Annotated in this window: 12 protein-coding genes; 7 read left to right on the top strand and 5 right to left on the bottom strand. The window is 52.9% G+C overall.

The window, feature by feature from the left end:
• Positions 1-193: 193 nt before the first annotated feature.
• Complete coding sequence (locus DUT67_RS21110) at positions 194-1855, top strand: methyl-accepting chemotaxis protein (protein ID WP_113632413.1); 1662 nt, start codon at positions 194-196, stop codon at positions 1853-1855.
• 89 nt (positions 1856-1944) lie between these two features.
• Here DUT67_RS21110 and DUT67_RS21105 read toward each other — a convergent pair whose 3' ends face one another.
• Positions 1945-2772, bottom strand: coding sequence for a dienelactone hydrolase family protein (locus tag DUT67_RS21105; protein ID WP_113625944.1), 828 nt, complete (start codon positions 2770-2772; stop codon positions 1945-1947).
• Positions 2773-3106: 334 nt separating this feature from the next.
• Here DUT67_RS21105 and udp point away from each other — a divergent pair, with 334 nt between their 5' ends.
• Positions 3107-3877, top strand: coding sequence for a uridine phosphorylase (gene udp, locus DUT67_RS21100; protein ID WP_015842159.1), 771 nt, complete (start codon positions 3107-3109; stop codon positions 3875-3877).
• Between the two features lie 149 nt (positions 3878-4026).
• Positions 4027-4809: a tyrosine-protein phosphatase gene (locus DUT67_RS21095; protein WP_113632412.1), complete on the top strand. Its 783-nt coding sequence runs from the start codon at positions 4027-4029 to the stop codon at positions 4807-4809.
• Positions 4810-4878: 69 nt separating this feature from the next.
• On the opposite strand, the gene ppc is transcribed toward DUT67_RS21095, so the two are convergent.
• Both ppc and DUT67_RS21085 read right to left on the bottom strand, forming a co-directional pair.
• A complete protein-coding gene (gene ppc, locus DUT67_RS21090) occupies positions 4879-7518 on the bottom strand; it encodes a phosphoenolpyruvate carboxylase (RefSeq protein ID WP_113632411.1) in 2640 nt (879 codons plus the stop codon).
• Positions 7519-7886: 368 nt separating this feature from the next.
• A complete protein-coding gene (locus DUT67_RS21085; RefSeq protein ID WP_048258261.1) occupies positions 7887-9260 on the bottom strand; it encodes a PTS transporter subunit EIIC in 1374 nt (457 codons plus the stop codon).
• A 321-nt stretch (positions 9261-9581) separates the two neighbouring features.
• Between DUT67_RS21085 and DUT67_RS21080 the strand changes: the two genes are divergently transcribed.
• A complete protein-coding gene (locus DUT67_RS21080) occupies positions 9582-10781 on the top strand; it encodes a starvation-sensing protein RspA (protein ID WP_048258262.1) in 1200 nt (399 codons plus the stop codon).
• Positions 10782-10786: 5 nt separating this feature from the next.
• Here the strand turns inward: DUT67_RS21080 and DUT67_RS21075 are convergent, their stop codons facing one another.
• Both DUT67_RS21075 and argE read right to left on the bottom strand, forming a co-directional pair.
• The gene (locus DUT67_RS21075) at positions 10787-11500 is read right to left on the bottom strand and encodes a GntR family transcriptional regulator (RefSeq protein ID WP_048258267.1); all 714 of its coding nucleotides are present in this window, start codon (positions 11498-11500) and stop codon (positions 10787-10789) included.
• A gap of 54 nt (positions 11501-11554) precedes the next feature.
• Positions 11555-12706, bottom strand: coding sequence for an acetylornithine deacetylase (gene argE / locus DUT67_RS21070; protein ID WP_131701677.1), 1152 nt, complete (start codon positions 12704-12706; stop codon positions 11555-11557).
• 202 nt (positions 12707-12908) lie between these two features.
• Here argE and argC point away from each other — a divergent pair, with 202 nt between their 5' ends.
• From argC to argH, 3 genes are all read left to right on the top strand, one after another.
• Positions 12909-13913, top strand: coding sequence for an N-acetyl-gamma-glutamyl-phosphate reductase (argC, locus tag DUT67_RS21065; protein WP_113632410.1), 1005 nt, complete (start codon positions 12909-12911; stop codon positions 13911-13913).
• 37 nt (positions 13914-13950) lie between these two features.
• The gene (argB, locus tag DUT67_RS21060) at positions 13951-14724 is read left to right on the top strand and encodes an acetylglutamate kinase (RefSeq protein WP_048258270.1); all 774 of its coding nucleotides are present in this window, start codon (positions 13951-13953) and stop codon (positions 14722-14724) included.
• Between the two features lie 62 nt (positions 14725-14786).
• Entirely contained in the window at positions 14787-16160 is a 1374-nt protein-coding gene (gene argH / locus DUT67_RS21055; RefSeq protein WP_113632409.1) for an argininosuccinate lyase, read from the top strand.
• Positions 16161-16264: the final 104 nt, after the last annotated feature.

Here is a 16264-nt window from a genome sequence, read left to right as displayed (position 1 = left end):
AAACTATTTGATTTTTGATCGCGCCTCTCATGCTGAGAGCGTGCGTAAAAATGCTTGCCTAAAGGTATCTCTGGTGCGTCAGAGGGAAACCGCTTTTTCCTTCAGATAGCCAGCCATTCTCCGCCCTGTGGTTCCACAAGCTGCGACATGTGCGCAATTGATATTGCTATGCATTACCTAAAAGGAGTGAGACATGAATTTAGCAAACTGGCGTATTGGCTATCGATTGGGAGCGGGATTTGCCATCCTGATTGTGATGTTGTTCGTCGTGAGTATTTTTTCCCTGTCTAAGCTATCCAGCTTTCAGGATGGTGCCAGAAGTATCGTGAAAGATGTCTATCCACAGACGGTAGATGCCAATAATCTCATCGATAATGTCACCAGCATTTTGGTGGCTTATCAGCGACTCATGCTGGTCTCTGATCAGGTGCAAATTCAGACAAACGTCACGCGTGTGAATGAGTTCCGTCAGGAAATTGGTCGTCTGCTGGACAAGCTAGAAAGCCAAACCGTTGAAGAACGTTCGGTCACCCAGCTACGTGCTATCCGCGCGATTCGTACCGAGTTTCTGAAATCTGGCGACAAAATCATTAGCGAAGTCGTGGCGGGCAATCGGGAAGCGGCGATCGAGGAGTTCAACAATAATCTGAACGTGGTACAGCGACAGTACCGTGATGCAGTGAAGCAATTAGTGAATTACCAAGATGATGCGATGGACACCTCCGTTGAAGCTATGGCAGAGGTATACAGTAATACCCGCATGATTCTGTTGCTGATTTTAGCACTGGGTGCCGTATTTGGGGCGTTGATTGCGTGGTCGATCACGCGCAGCGTAACCCGACCGATACAGCAGGCTTTGCAAGTGGCAGATAGAGTGGCGCAGGGCGACCTGACCTCTCGTATCACTGTTACCAGCAAAGATGAAACGGGATTGCTGCTGCAATCGTTGGACCACATGAACACGAGCCTGAGTACGATTGTCGGGCAGGTGCGTGACGGGGCGGAAACGATCTCAAGCGCGGCCTCGCAGATCGCCGCAGGTAATCAGGATCTGTCATCGCGCACCGAAGAGCAGGCCAGCTCACTGGAAGAAACGGCAGCTTCAATGGAGCAGCTGACCTCTACCATTAAAAATACGGCGGAAAACACGCAGCAGGCGACAGACATTGCGAACAAAGCCTCTGGTGCTGCTAAGCAAAGCGGTGACGTCATGGTTTCCGTCACGCAGAAAATGCGTGGGATACGTGATTCATCCCAGCGTATGGCTGAGATCATTGGCGTGATTGACGGCATTGCCTTCCAGACCAATATTCTGGCGCTTAACGCAGCGGTTGAGGCGGCGCGTGCAGGCGAGCAAGGGCGTGGTTTTGCGGTGGTGGCGGGGGAAGTTCGTTCTCTGGCACAGCGCAGTGCGACAGCCGCTCGTGAGATTAAAGATTTGATCGACGACTCCGTGAGCAAAATTCAGGAAGGGATGTCGCTGGTGGATAACGCCGAAGAAACGATGAGCGGCTTAACGGGCTACGTGCGGGATGTGAATGAGATCATCAGCGAAATCTCGCAGGCCAGCCGCGAACAGAGCGACGGGATTAACCAGATGAACCTGGCGGTTGGGCAAATTGATACTACGACCCAGCAGAATGCGGCTCTGGTTGAAGAATCGGCCTCGGCGGCACTTTCCCTGCAAGCACAAGCCTCTGTTCTGGCGGAAGCGGTGAGCACATTTAAACTGCTGTCGTATGGCAACGGCAAAACCACTTCTTACGCATCAGCACCAACGCGTACGCCAGCGCTGTCCTTAGCGCCAGCAGCGGCGAAAGATCAGGGTAACAACGGTGACTGGACGACGTTCTAAGGTTGGCTTTGTAAAACGCTGAAACACAAACGCCACCGTTGTTCGGTGGCGTTTTAGATCGTAGGTAAGAACGAAAACGTGCGATGGTGTTACGCCACACCGTTTTTCTGAAACCACGCCAGCATACGTTGCCAGCCGTCACGAGCGGATTCTTCATGGTAGCTAGGGCGATAATCGGCATGGAAAGCATGCCCGGCATCAGGGTAGACAATAATTTCTGCCGTCGCGTTGGCTGCACGCAGCGCCTGCCGCATGATATCCACTTGTTCTAGCGGAATACTCCCGTCTTTCGCGCCGTATAACCCCAGCACAGGCGCTTCCAATTCTGTTGCGATATCGACAGGATGTTTGGGGCTATTCAGCGTTTTCTCACCGGTAAATTTGCCGTACCAGGCAACGGCGGCTTTGAGCTGCGGATTATGCGCGGCGTAGAGCCAGGTGATGCGCCCGCCCCAACAAAATCCCGTTATCGCCAGCTTACTGGCGTCGCCGCCCTGTTTAATCGCCCAGTTGGCGGTGTGATCGAGATCGGACAGCACCTGCGAGTCAGGAACCTTATGCACCAGCTCGGTCAGGATTTGCTGAATGTCGTTATATTGGCTGGGGTCGCCCTGACGAAAATACAGCTCTGGCGCAATCGCCATATAGCCCTGCTTAGCCAGCCTGCGGCAAACATCCCTAATATGTTGATGAACGCCGAAAATCTCCTGCACCACCAGGACAATAGGGAAGGGCCCGTCATGGTTCGCCGGTCTGGCGATATACGCGGGTAGCTGCTCCCCCTGAGAAGGAATGGTGGTTTCACTGGCAATGATACCGACAGAATCCGTCGTAATGATGGAGAAACTCTGCGGTTCCACTGCTGGGGATAACCCTTGTGGAAGATGTTTGAAGGTCGTCTGTTCATCAGTCTTCATTACGCGCTCTCCTGTTACCAGCCAGCTGGCTTTCATATAAAGAGGGATTTCAGAACATCGATGATAAATACTATCAATGATTAAAGAATCTACACTAGAAGACAATTAATCGGCAAAAATGAATTTCCCACTCGATAAAGAGTGATTCAAGTCACATTTTTTATGTATGTTAATGTCCGTTTCTTTTTTGTAGGTGACTCTCGTCACTTAAAAAAACGTAATGATGCGCTAAAGTCTTTTACTGGACGGACGCTTACAGACTGCGACAAGCAGCATAGATGAGGCGTTCGGCACGATTTCTCTGAATACCCAACTGATTGCCCGGGAGGCAGTTATGTCTACATCTGATGTGTTCCATCTTGGTCTGGTTAAGAACGATTTACAGGGCGCAACGCTGGCTATCGTGCCCGGCGATCCTGAGCGTGTTGAAAAAATTGCTCGCCTGATGGATAACCCGGTACATCTGGCATCACACCGTGAATTTACATCCTGGCGTGCTGAGCTGGACGGCAAAGCGGTGATTGTCTGCTCGACAGGTATTGGTGGGCCGTCAACGTCAATCGCGGTAGAAGAATTGGCACAGCTCGGTATTCGTACTTTCCTGCGTGTTGGCACGACGGGGGCGATTCAGTCCGGCATCAATGTGGGTGATGTACTGGTCACTACCGCAGCCGTCCGTCTTGACGGTGCGAGCTTGCACTTTGCGCCGATGGAGTTCCCAGCCGTTGCTGATTTCGGTTGTACCACTGCGCTGGTGGACGCGGCGAAGGCGTCGGGTGCGGCATTGCACGTAGGCATCACGGCATCTTCCGATACGTTCTATCCTGGTCAAGAACGTTATGACACCTTCTCTGGACGCGTGGTACGTCGCTTCCGCGGTTCGATGGAAGAGTGGCAGAGCATGGGTGTGCTGAACTATGAAATGGAATCAGCCACGTTGCTGACCATGTGTGCCAGCCAAGGGTTAAAAGCGGGCATGATCGCGGGTGTGATCGTGAACCGTACTCAGCAGGAAATTCCAGATGCGGCGACCATGAAGCTGGCCGAAACCACCGTCATCAAGGTGTTGCTGGATGCCACTCGCCGTTTATTAGCGGCTGAATAAGCACAAAAGTTGATGGTATTTTGGGCTGGTCATCGCAGAGGCCAGCCTTTATCCTAATAACTTGTTCTGGTTTATTGGGTTAACCTGCGACGCGCGCTGCGTGTGTAATACGGTTGCCTTGCTCGCCTTTCAACCTCGCAAGGAGATGTATGACCGAACCAACGTTGCTTCATCCCTCTTTATTACCGCTGGACGGCGGAATCAATTTCCGTGATTTAGGCGGCAACCGGGCTGCTGATGGGCGGCTTATCCGACACGGTAAACTTTTTCGCTCCGGCTCGCTGGATCTGCTGAGTCAGGCGGACTGCGAACATCTTGCTGGCGTGCCTATTTCTCATGTCGTGGACTATCGGGATGCCGATGAAATTGCGCAGAAGCCCGATATATTATGGACTGGAGCCAATTATCACGCCTATCCAGCTAATCCATTACGCCACGAAGTGACAGCCAATCTGGATTCGTTGGGATCTGATGTGTTGGCGGCCTTTGATTCCCGAGCGTTTATGTTGGAGCTTTATCGCCGCTTGCCTTTCAATAATTCTGCCTATAAACAGCTGGTGTCGTTGCTATTGCGACCGGATGAGGGCGGGCTGGTGCAGCACTGCGCCGTGGGTAAAGATCGCACGGGTATCGGTTCGGCGCTGGTGATGTTTGCGTTGGGGGCAGATGAGCAAACCGTGATGGAAGATTACCTGCTCACGGACACGACGCTGACGCCATTCCGCCAGCAGCTACTGGCGCATTTGTCGGAAACGCTGAATGAGAAAGCGCTCGGTCAGTTCTCTTATGTGCTCTCAGTGCAGGAAGAATTCATCGTGACGGCGTTGCAGGCGATCTACGAACGACACGGTTCGATCGATAGCTGGCTTGAGGTGGAATACGGTCTGGATAATCGTGCGAGGAATTATTTGCAGGATAAATATCTGGTGTAAGGTTTTTGTTTTAGGCCGGTCAACTGACCGGCCTCTGTTTTGCTGTGTGTAGCTTTGCTACCCGCGTGATTAACCCGTATTACGCATACCTGCTGCGACGCCGGCGATGGTAACCATCAGCGCCAACTCCAGATCGGCATCTGGCTTTTCCTGCTTACGTGAACGATGCAACAGTTCAGCCTGCAACACGTTCAGGGGATCGGTATAGACGTTACGCAGTGCAATCGACTCGGCGATCCACGGCAGATCTGCCATCAGGTGATCGTCGTTGGAGATCGCCAGCACGATCTTGATGTCGGCGGCCAACTGATCGCGCAACTGCTTCCCTAACGGCCACAGCTTCTCTTCTACCAGACGCTGATCGTAATACTCTGCCAGCCACAAGTCGGCTTTGGCGAACACCATTTCCAGCATCCCGATCCGCGTCGAGAAGAACGGCCAGTCGCGGCACATGGTTTCCAACTGCTCCTGCTTGCCGTCATCGACCACTTTCTGTAGCCCAGCTCCGGCACCGAGCCACGCTGGTAGCATCAGACGGTTCTGCGTCCAGGCGAAAATCCACGGGATCGCACGTAGGCTTTCCACACCGCCGTTTGGACGACGCTTAGCCGGACGTGACCCCAATGGCAGTTTACCCAGCTCCAGTTCCGGCGTCGCGGCGCGGAAGTAAGGAACGAAATCCGGGTTCTCACGAACGTATCCGCGGTACATATCGCAGGACACGCGGGACAGTTCATCCATCACATCGTGCCATTCCTGTTTTGGTTCAGGCGGTGGCAGCAGGTTCGCTTCCAGAATTGCACCGGTATACAGCGCCAGGCTGCTGATGGTGACTTCCGGCAGGCCGTATTTAAAGCGGATCATCTCGCCCTGTTCCGTCACGCGTAGGCCACCTTTCAGGCTGCCCGGCGGTTGTGACAACAGCGCGGCATGAGCCGGTGCGCCACCGCGACCGATGGAGCCACCGCGTCCGTGGAACAGCGTCAGTGCGATGCCTGCTTTCTCACAGGTTTTGATCAACGCATCTTGTGCACGGTACTGTGCCCAGGATGCGGCCATTACGCCCGCGTCTTTCGCCGAGTCGGAATAGCCGATCATGACCATCTGCTTGCCCTGGATAAAGCCGCGATACCAGTCGATGTTCAGCAACTGCGTCATGACATCATCGGCGTTGTTCAGGTCGTCCAGTGTTTCAAACAGCGGCGCGACCGGCAGGGCAAACGGGCAACCCGCTTCTTTGAGCAGCAGTTGAACGGCCAGCACGTCGGAAGGCGTGCGCGCCATTGAAATAACGTAAGCGGCAATAGAACCCTGTGGCGCTTTCGCGATCACCCGACAGGTATCCAGCACTTCTTTGGTATCCGCACTCGGTTCCCAGTAGCGCGGCAGTAGCGGGCGTTTGGAACTGAGTTCACGGATCAGGAAGGCTTGCTTATCGGATTCTGACCAGCTTTCATAATCGCCCAGACCCAGATAGCGGGTAATTTCAGCCAGCGCGTCAGTGTGGCGAGTACTTTCCTGACGGACGTCGATGCGCACCAATGGCACACCAAAGCAGCGTACGCGACGCAGCGTATCCAGCAGGCGACCGTCGGCAATGATGCCCATGCCGCAGGTTTTCAGAGATTGGTAGCAGGCGTGGAGCGGTTCCCACAGTTGCTCGTTGGTAATCAGCAAGTCTTTAGGTGGCAGACGTTCCTCGCCCGTCAGGCGTGCTTCCAGATAGCTCAGCGTGCTGCTCAACTGCGAACGCAGTGACTTCATGATGGCACGGTACGGTTCCTGAACCTCGCTGCCACCGGCCCGCTCCAGCAGCTCCGGCGTACATTCGGACATCGACAGCTCGGAAACCAGCACCTGAATATCACGGAGGAACAGATCGGCGGCTTTCCAGCGGCTGAGTAACAGCACATGGCGAGTGACTTCTGCCGTGACGTTTGGGTTACCGTCGCGGTCGCCGCCCATCCAGGAGGTAAAGCGCACGGGGACGGCGTCAACCGGCAGACGGTAGCCGAAAGCCTGTTCCAACTGTTCATCCAGTTCACGTAAGAACGCAGGCACGCCTTCCCACAGGCTGTTTTCCACCACGGCGAAGCCCCATTTGGCTTCATCTACCGGGGTAGGGCGAATTTTGCGGATCTCATCGGTATGCCAGGACTGTGCGATCAGTTGGCGCAGACGGCGCATGACCTGATTGCGCTCATAATCAGCCAGATCGTTGTGATCGAGCTGCTTGAGGCAGGTATTCACTTCTACCAGTTTGTGGATCAGCGTCCGGCGGGTGATCTCGGTCGGGTGTGCGGTCAGCACCAGCTCGATCGACAGCGATTCCACTGCGTCACGGATATCTCGTTCAGTCAGATTTTTACTTTCTTTCAGGCGCTCAAAAGCGTTGGAAAGCTGTGCCGGATTACTCGCCGCTTCACCGTGTGGTGAAATCGTATGATATTGCTCAGCGGTATTGGTCAGGTTAAGGAACTGGCTGAATGCGCGGGCAACGGGCAACAGTTCATCGTTAGACAGGTTTTGCAGTGTGGTCAGCAACTCCTGACGATGCTTTTCATTCCCTGCGCGGGATGACTTTGACAACTTGCGGATTGTTTCGACTTTATCAAGGATGTTTTCACCCAGTGCTTCTTTGATGGTATCGCCGAGTAGTGTGCCGAGCATACTGACGTTACTGCGCATTGCGGAATATTGTTCGTTCATAGTTACCCTGACCATCCCTACCATTTTTGTAAGTTTATTTCACTTGACATATTTTGACGCACTGCCTCCATCTAGCCACGATAAGGCGAGTTCGTCAATTGACGATTCTTTCTTCTCCTTATTCTTTGTACTTGTATTGGTGAGGGTTTGGCAATTTGTGAAATTTAATTACAGCGGCGCGGATATTAGGCTAACTAATATACTCGTCATACTTCAAGTTGCATGTGCGTTGGCTACGTTCAGTCACCCGAATCACTTACCTGAGTAAGCTCATCGGAATTCCTTCGCTTGCCGCCTTCCTGAAACTCGAATTATTTAGAGTAGCGTGGAGAGAAAGAACGCGGGGCGCAGCGGCCCCGCGAGGGCGATTATGACTGCTTAGAGGCTCTGACAACCAGAATGTAGGTCAGAGTAAAGGAAAGTACGATGGCGATCGCCATACCGGAGATGGCATAGCTGAAGTACGGGCCGATATAGGCTGGCAGGCTGAAAATACTCGACAGAATGTAGCCATATAGCCGGACACCGAAGTACGCGATAAAGGCTGAGGCGATGGAGCTGGCAACGGTGGCGGAGATAAACGCTTTTTTATACTTGGTCAGTACGCCGAAGAGTGCAGGTTCGGTAATACCGAGCAGCGCGGAAACCCCAGCAGACAGTACGACAGATTTGTCCTGACGGGTTTTGGCATGGAAGTAAATAGCAAATGTTGCCCCAGCAATCGCCATATTAGCCATACACATCATTGGCATCAGCATATCGAAGCCTTGATTGCTGAAATTTTGCAGCGCAATCGGCGTCATCGCGTGGTGCATGCCAGTCAGGATAGCGACAGGTCGAATCGCACCGACCACGAAACCAGCAAAGATAGACGACACATCGAACAGGCTCTGAATAAACAGTGCCAGCAGTTTGCCGAGATAGATCCCGAATGGCCCGATAACCGTGAGGGACACCAGTGCGGCGATAAACAGCGTCAGCGTTGGCGTAAATACGGTTTTCAGGATCGAAGGCATGATGCGGTCGACCCAACGATGGATATAGCTCAACGCCAGCACGGAGAAAATCACTGGGATGACGCTAGCAGCATAGTTGAACACGGGAATGGGCAGTACTCCCACGAAGTAAAAGGCGCTGACTGCATTAGGGCTATTGCTGGCTAGTGCCTTCGCCGCTTCCATTAGCGACGGGTACATCAGGCAAGCAGCGACAGCCGCTGCCAGATATTCGTTCGTTTTAAATATCCTGGCCGCTGAGATGGCGAGGAAGAAGGGTAGGAAATAGAACACGCCGCTGGCGATCAGATCGATAACGATAACGGTATCGGTTTTGGCAGAGACTACTTTCAAGGCGATCAGCCCTGCCAGCAGCCCTTTGATCATCCCCGCGCCCGCGATAGCAGGCACGATGGGACCAAATACGCCAGAAACCGTATCCATGAACAGCGAAATCAGCCCTTTTTTCTGCTTCGGCGCGTCTGGCTGTGCCGTGGCGGTAGGAGAAAGCTGCGCGTTCAACAGTTCATAATACTCATTGACCTGTGGCCCGATAATAATTTGAAATTGTTCACTTTGGTGTTGTGCACCTAATATCCCGGGCAGGTTTTTGATTGCGTCGGTTTGTACTTTACTTTCATCAATTAAATCAAACCGAAGCCGTGTCATACAGTGCCAGGCTTTATTTATATTATCGTTTCCGCCAACCAGTTTAATGATTGACTGAATAACCTCATTTTTTCCCATGGAATAAACCCCTGCATAGCACTATGTTATTTTTGGTCAAATCATTCCTGCTGATAATAAGAAACTAAAAATAAAAAAACAAACCAATAAAACATGAACTTCATCACATGATTCGGTGTTTAAGGGGTTTTTGTTACCCATAATTAATAATTGGTCTGGTTTTTTGTTTAATTCATTGGTTTTTTCAAACCAAAATAATTCTTTTAACTAAGAGGTTTACAATAAAGGAAAAAATAAGTAGAAAACAAAAAAAGAAACTGATTTTAGACTGTGTTTTTACCGGGCGTGACTATTCCGGTAAACACATCGGAGGATATTTTTGTGTTGCCGACAATCATTACTGACATTGAATGTCTTGTTACCCGCCCTGACCGCCATAATTTGGTGACGGTGGTGGTGCATACGAATAAAAACGTTACAGGTTATGGGTGTGCGACCTTCCAGCAGCGCCCGCTAGCCGTAAAGGCGATGGTGGACGAGTATCTCAAACCGCTGCTATTGGGAAGAGATGCTAACCATATCGAAGATTTGTGGCACATGATGATGGTCAACGCCTATTGGCGTAACGGGCCGGTTATCAACAATGCGGTCGCGGGTGTCGACATGGCGCTGTGGGACATCAAGGGTAAGCTGGCGGATATGCCGCTCTATCACCTGTTTGGTGGGAAATCTCGCGATGCGATTGCCGCATACAGCCATGCTGCCAGCGATACGCTGGATGGACTGTATCAGGAAGTCGAACGGCTTTATGCGCAGGGCTATCGCCATATCCGCTGCCAGTTAGGGTTCTATGGTGGTAATCCCGATGCGCTGCACAGCACGCGGCAGCCAACGGAGGGAGCCTATTACGATCAGGATCAGTACATGGCTAACACGCTTGCCATGTTCCGTGCCCTACGGGAGAAATATGGCGATCGTTTTCACATCCTACATGATGTTCATGAGCGCTTGTTCCCGAATCAGGCAGTGCAGTTCGCCAAAGCAGTAGAAGTTTATCGTCCCTATTTTATCGAAGATATTTTGCCGCCTGCACAAAACGAGTGGCTGGCGCAGATCCGCAGTCAGAGCGCGGTGCCGCTGGCTACGGGAGAGTTGTTTAACAACCCGGCCGAGTGGCAAAATCTGGTGATTAACCGTCAGGTTGATTTCATGCGCTGCCATGTCTCACAAATTGGCGGAATTACGCCAGCGCTGAAGCTGGGTGCATTCTGTCAGAACTTTGGCGTTCGGTTAGCGTGGCACTGTCCGCCGGATATGACGCCCATCGGCGCGGCGGTCAACATCCACCTCAATATCCACCTGCACAACGCCGCGATTCAGGAATTTGTTGCTTACCCGGACAATACCCGCAAGGTCTTCCCGCAGGCGGTCGAACCGGAGAATGGCTATCTGTACCCGATTGAGCGCCCCGGTATTGGCGTTGGTATCGATCTGGACGCGGCGCGGCAGTTCCCCGTGGTGTATCGTCCGCACGAGTGGACGCAGAGTCGCCTGCCAGATGGCACGATGCATACGCCTTGAGTCGCTTACGGCGACTGGCGGAAGGCCAGGTTATCGAGGTTTAAGGGGATGACGTAGGTGCAGGTGTAATCTATATCGATGATATCGCTCGATTCGTACACGCGCCCGCCCTGTAAAATTCCGCGATTAAGAATATGCATCGCCGCCGTGCCTTTCTTGCAGCCCAACAGCTCAGCCTGTGCTTTAGTGACGTTAACCGCCTGATAATGTGTCAGGTAGTGTGAAATCGCATAGCCCTTGCTGAGCACATACTGCTGAATCGAGCCTTCAATAATCTTCTGGCTCATATCCGGGAAATCTGCGGCAGGCATTTTCGATATTTCGATCTGCACCTTGCGGTTATCGACATAACGTAAGCGGCTGAATTCCCAGATGAACGCATTGTCGCTGATAGCAAATACCTGCTGCTCCTCTCGGTTCGGCAGGCGTTTATGTAGGCTAAGCAGGCGGGATGAAATCTGAGTAAATTTCTTTTCGGTAATCGAGTTATAAACCAGCGGGTTGCTGCGCACACCCTGATTAATGAAATTACCCGATCCTTGCACCATATGGATCGCGCCGATGCTGGCGAGCTTCTCCAGCGCCTGACGAATAGTGAAGCGCGATACGCCGTATTCTTCCGCCAACTGGCGTTCCGGCGGCAGCTTTTCCGGGAGTGGATCGGTGTGCTGATAGATTTTGCTCAGTAAATCCTGTGCGATGAAATCTTTCTTTTTCATGAGCTATCTCAAAATGGCCCTGCCAGCGTGGCTGACAGGGCCGCTTTCATCGGGTCAGTGGTGGCAGAAGTGATGAATAACCTGCGAAATCAGTTCCCGCGTCGGTTTGATAAACGCGGTATCAATATATTCATCCGGCTGATGCGCCTGTTCAATCGATCCTGGCCCCAAGACTAGCGTTGGGCACAGCGTCTGAATAAACGGCGCTTCGGTGCAGTAGTTCACAATTTCCGTTTTCGTCCCCAGCAGATTCTCCACGACTGATATCAGACGGTGATCGGGCGGACACTCATAGCCAGGAATCGGCGGATGCAGTTCGCTGATGGTCAACCGACCCGGCCAGCGTTGGCTGACGGGCTCAAGCGCTTCTGACAGCAGTCCGTCGAGATCGTTAAGCGTAATGCCTGGCAGCGGACGGATATCCATATGCAGTTCACAGCAGCCGCAGATACGGTTGGCTGCATCGCCGCCGTGAATGTGGCCGAGGTTCATCGTCGGGTAGGGAATATGGAAAATCGGGTTGTGATAGCGTTCTTGTAAGGTATTGCGCAGCACCAACAGGTGCGAAATCGCTTCGTGCATCAGTTCAATCGCGTTCACGCCGCGCGAAGGATCGCTGGAATGGCCGGACTGCCCCTGAATACGGATCGCATTGGACATATGCCCTTTGTGGGCGCGCACCGGTTGCAGCGAAGTGGGTTCGCCGATGATGGCGCAGTCCGGGCGAATCTGCGTGGATTCGGAGAAATACTTGGCGCCAGCCATTGTCGTTTCTTCATCCGCCGTCGCCAGCACGTAGAGTGGTTTCGTGAGTTTAGTTGGATCGATATCGCGCAGGGCATCCAGAATAAAAGCAAAGAACCCTTTCATATCCGCGGTGCCCAAACCGTACAGCTTGTTGTCGTGTTCCGTCAGCGTGAAGGGGTCGCGCGTCCACCGACCGTCGTCGAACGGAACGGTGTCGGTGTGCCCTGCCAACAATAAGCCACCTTTTCCTTCACCAATCCGCGCCAGCATATTAAATTTATTAAGGGTGCCGGGGACCGGTTGAACTTCAACATGGAAGCCGATATCGCCGAACCAGCCTGCCAGCAGGTTGATTAAGGTATGATTACTTTGATCGAGCGCGCTGTCGGTAGCACTGATGGATGGTGTGGCGATCAATGCCCGATATAGCTCAATAAAAGGGGGTAAATTCATCTTCACTGTTGACAGCCTCTGGTTAGGATAGTATCAATATTCATGCATTTATTTTGAATAAAAATACAATATTGCTCGGCGAAAGGAAACCCAAAGGTACGGCGATGGCGATTCGTCACTTTCACTGAGTTTCGCGGGTGAACAGCGTACCGACGCTGGTGAACCCTGTTACCTGTTCCATAGATAAATAAGAAGGTATACGGATCCCATGCTGAATACGCTGATTGTTGGTGCAAGTGGTTATACCGGCGCTGAGCTTGCGCTCTACCTGAACCGTCACCCACAGATGAACATAACCGCTTTGATGGTTTCTGCGCAAAGTGTCGATGCAGGAAAATTGATTTCTGATTTACATCCGCAGCTCAAAGGCATCATCGATGTACCGGTAAAACCGCTGACCGATGCTGAAGAAGCGGCGAAAGGCGTGGATGTTGTTTTTCTGGCGACCGACCACAAAGTCAGCCACGATCTGGCCCCGATTTTTCTGGCGGCAGGCTGCACTGTTTTTGATTTGTCCGGCGCGTTCCGCGTACAGGATGCTGAATTTTATCGCCGCTATTATGGCTTCGAACATCAGCACACCGACTGGCTGGAAAAAGCGGTTTACGGGCTGGCGGAATGGCGCGCTGAAAGCGTAAAACAGGCACAGCTGATTGCCGTGCCGGGCTGTTATCCGACGGCTGCGCAGCTGGCTCTGAAACCGCTGCTTGATGCTCAACTGCTGAATCCAGCCCAGTGGCCAGTGATTAATGCCGTGAGCGGCGTGAGCGGAGCGGGGCGTAAAGCGTCACTGACCAGTAGCTTCTGTGAAGTCAGCTTGCAACCGTACGGCATTTTCAACCACCGCCATGAGCCTGAAATTTCAACACACCTCGGTACGCCAGTGATCTTCACGCCGCATTTGGGCAACTTTGCCCGTGGCATTCTGGAAACTATCACCTGTCGCCTGCAACCGGGAGTAACCCAGCAGGATGTCGCCGAAGCCTATCACAACGCTTATCACGATAAGCCGCTGGTTCGCTTGTATGATAAAGGCATCCCGGCGCTGAAATCCGTTGTTGGCCTACCGTTCTGCGATATCGGTTTCGCCGTCGACGGTGAGCACCTCATCGTGGTGGCAACCGAAGATAACCTGCTGAAAGGCGCGGCGGCGCAGGCTGTGCAATGCATGAACATTCGTTTTGGTTTCCCTGAAACCCAATCGTTAATTTAATGACTACTGGTCCCGACATTTCGAGGCACGAAGCATAATGAATCCGTTAATTATCAAGTTAGGTGGCGTTTTACTGGATAGTGAAGAAGCGCTGGAGCGTCTGTTCACCGCGCTGGTGGCTTACCGTCAGGAACATCAGCGTCCGCTGGTGATTGTGCACGGCGGTGGCTGTCTGGTGGATGAGCTGATGAAGAAACTGTCGCTGCCTGTTGTGAAGAAAAACGGCCTGCGCGTCACGCCTGCCGATCAGATCGACATCATTACCGGTGCGCTGGCGGGTTCAGCCAACAAGACGCTGCTGTCATGGGCGAAAAAGCACGATATCAACGCAGTGGGCTTGTGCCTGGGCGACGGCGGTAGTACGACGGTAACGCAGTTAGATGAGTCTCTGGGCTTTGTCGGTAAAGCGGAAGCGGGATCGCCTGCGCTGCTGAACACGCTGTTGTCAGCGGGCTATCTGCCTGTTGTTAGCTCCATCGGTATTACGGCGCAGGGCGACCTGATGAACGTCAATGCCGATCAGGCGGCGACGGCGCTGGCGCAAACGCTGGGCGCGGATTTAATTCTGCTGTCTGATGTGAGCGGCATTCTGGATGGTAAAGGCCAGCGTATTGCCGAAATGACGGCGGAGAAAGCCGAGCAACTGATTGCTCAGGGCATCATCACCGACGGCATGATTGTTAAGGTTAACGCCGCGCTGGATGCCGCTCGTGCGCTGGGGCGTCCGGTTGATATCGCCAGTTGGCGTCATGCCGAGCAATTGCCTGCACTGTTTAACGGTGTGGCGATTGGCACGCGTATTCTGGCGTAAGTCGTTTCTGGGTATGGCATGATGCGATACCAACATGAATGATATTTTTAGGAGTAAGGGTTATGGCTTTGTGGGGCGGTCGGTTTAGTCAGGCAGCAGATCAGCGTTTTAAACAATTTAATGACTCACTGCGGTTTGATTACCGTCTGGCGGAACAGGACATCGTTGGTTCGATTGGCTGGTCGAAAGCGCTGGTGACGGTCAATGTGCTCAGCGAGCAGGAACAGCAACAACTGGAACAGGCGCTGAATGCGCTGCTGGTTGAGGTACAAGCCGATCCTGAGATGATCCTGCAAAGCGATGCGGAAGACATTCACAGCTGGGTTGAGCTGCGCCTGATTGAGAAAGTCGGCGATTTAGGTAAGAAATTGCATACCGGTCGTAGCCGTAACGATCAGGTCGCAACCGACCTGAAACTGTGGTGCAAGGCGCAGATTGCAGAGTTGCTGCTGTCAGTACGCCAGCTGCGTCAGGCGCTGGTTACAACGGCGGAAACGAATCAGGATGCGGTGATGCCGGGTTACACCCACTTGCAGCGCGCACAGCCGGTGACGTTTGCACATTGGTGTCTGGCTTATCATGAAATGCTGGTACGTGATGAAAGCCGTCTGGAGGATACGCTGAAGCGTCTGGATGTCAGCCCGCTGGGTTGTGGCGCGCTGGCGGGAACGGCTTATCCGATTGACCGTGAGCAGTTGGCGGGCTGGCTAGGCTTTGCCTCCGCTACGCGCAACAGTCTGGATACGGTTTCCGATCGCGATCATGTGCTGGAACTGCTGTCCGATGCTTCGATCGGCATGATCCATCTGTCACGTTTTGCCGAAGATCTGATCTTCTTCAACAGCGGTGAAGCGGCGTTCGTCGAGCTGTCCGATCGTGTGACATCCGGTTCTTCTCTGATGCCACAGAAGAAAAACCCAGATGCACTGGAGCTGATCCGCGGTAAGTGCGGTCGCGTACAGGGTGCATTGACCGGCATGATGATGACGCTCAAAGGCTTGCCGCTGGCGTATAACAAAGACATGCAGGAAGACAAGGAAGGGCTGTTTGATGCGCTGGATACCTGGCACGATTGTCTGATGATGGCGGGTCTGGTGCTGGAAGGCATTCAAGTTAAACGTCCGCGCTGCAAAGAAGCCGCTGAGCAAGGCTATGCCAACTCTACAGAGCTGGCTGACTATCTGGTCGCGAAAGGCGTTCCGTTCCGTGAAGCGCACCACATCGTGGGTGAAGCGGTAGTTGAAGCCATTCGTCAGGGCAAAGCGTTGGAAGCACTGCCGCTGGCCGATCTGCAAAAATTCAGCGCCGTGATTGGCGATGACGTGTACCCGATTCTGGCGTTGCAATCCTGTCTGGATAAGCGTGCTGCACAAGGTGGTGTATCACCGCAGCAGGTTGCCAAAGCCATTAGCGATGCGAAGCAGCGTCTAGGCTAAGTCGTACTCTTCGCTAAGTTATCCCTTCCATTCCCTCAACGTTGGTGCTTCGCGTTGGGGGATTTCTTTGTTACCGCTCTGATTCTTCTGCACATTATCGTATG

It is taken from the genome of Pectobacterium peruviense (assembly GCF_003312355.2).
GTDB lineage: Bacteria > Pseudomonadota > Gammaproteobacteria > Enterobacterales > Enterobacteriaceae > Pectobacterium > Pectobacterium peruviense.
The sequence above is the reverse complement of the archived record's forward strand: the minus strand, read 5'-3'. Positions and strand labels throughout refer to the sequence as shown.

Excerpts from the sequence above, each read along its gene's own strand:
- DUT67_RS21110 (WP_113632413.1), top strand. The coding sequence starts at position 194 with ATGAATTTAGCAAACTGGCGTATTGGCTATCGATTGGGAGCGGGATTT.
- DUT67_RS21105 (WP_113625944.1), bottom strand. The coding sequence starts at position 2,772 with ATGAAGACTGATGAACAGACGACCTTCAAACATCTTCCACAAGGGTTA.
- udp (WP_015842159.1), top strand. The coding sequence starts at position 3,107 with ATGTCTACATCTGATGTGTTCCATCTTGGTCTGGTTAAGAACGATTTA.
- DUT67_RS21095 (WP_113632412.1), top strand. The coding sequence starts at position 4,027 with ATGACCGAACCAACGTTGCTTCATCCCTCTTTATTACCGCTGGACGGC.
- ppc (WP_113632411.1), bottom strand. The coding sequence starts at position 7,518 with ATGAACGAACAATATTCCGCAATGCGCAGTAACGTCAGTATGCTCGGC.
- DUT67_RS21085 (WP_048258261.1), bottom strand. The coding sequence starts at position 9,260 with ATGGGAAAAAATGAGGTTATTCAGTCAATCATTAAACTGGTTGGCGGA.
- DUT67_RS21075 (WP_048258267.1), bottom strand. The coding sequence starts at position 11,500 with ATGAAAAAGAAAGATTTCATCGCACAGGATTTACTGAGCAAAATCTAT.
- argC (WP_113632410.1), top strand. The coding sequence starts at position 12,909 with ATGCTGAATACGCTGATTGTTGGTGCAAGTGGTTATACCGGCGCTGAG.
- argB (WP_048258270.1), top strand. The coding sequence starts at position 13,951 with ATGAATCCGTTAATTATCAAGTTAGGTGGCGTTTTACTGGATAGTGAA.
- argH (WP_113632409.1), top strand. The coding sequence starts at position 14,787 with ATGGCTTTGTGGGGCGGTCGGTTTAGTCAGGCAGCAGATCAGCGTTTT.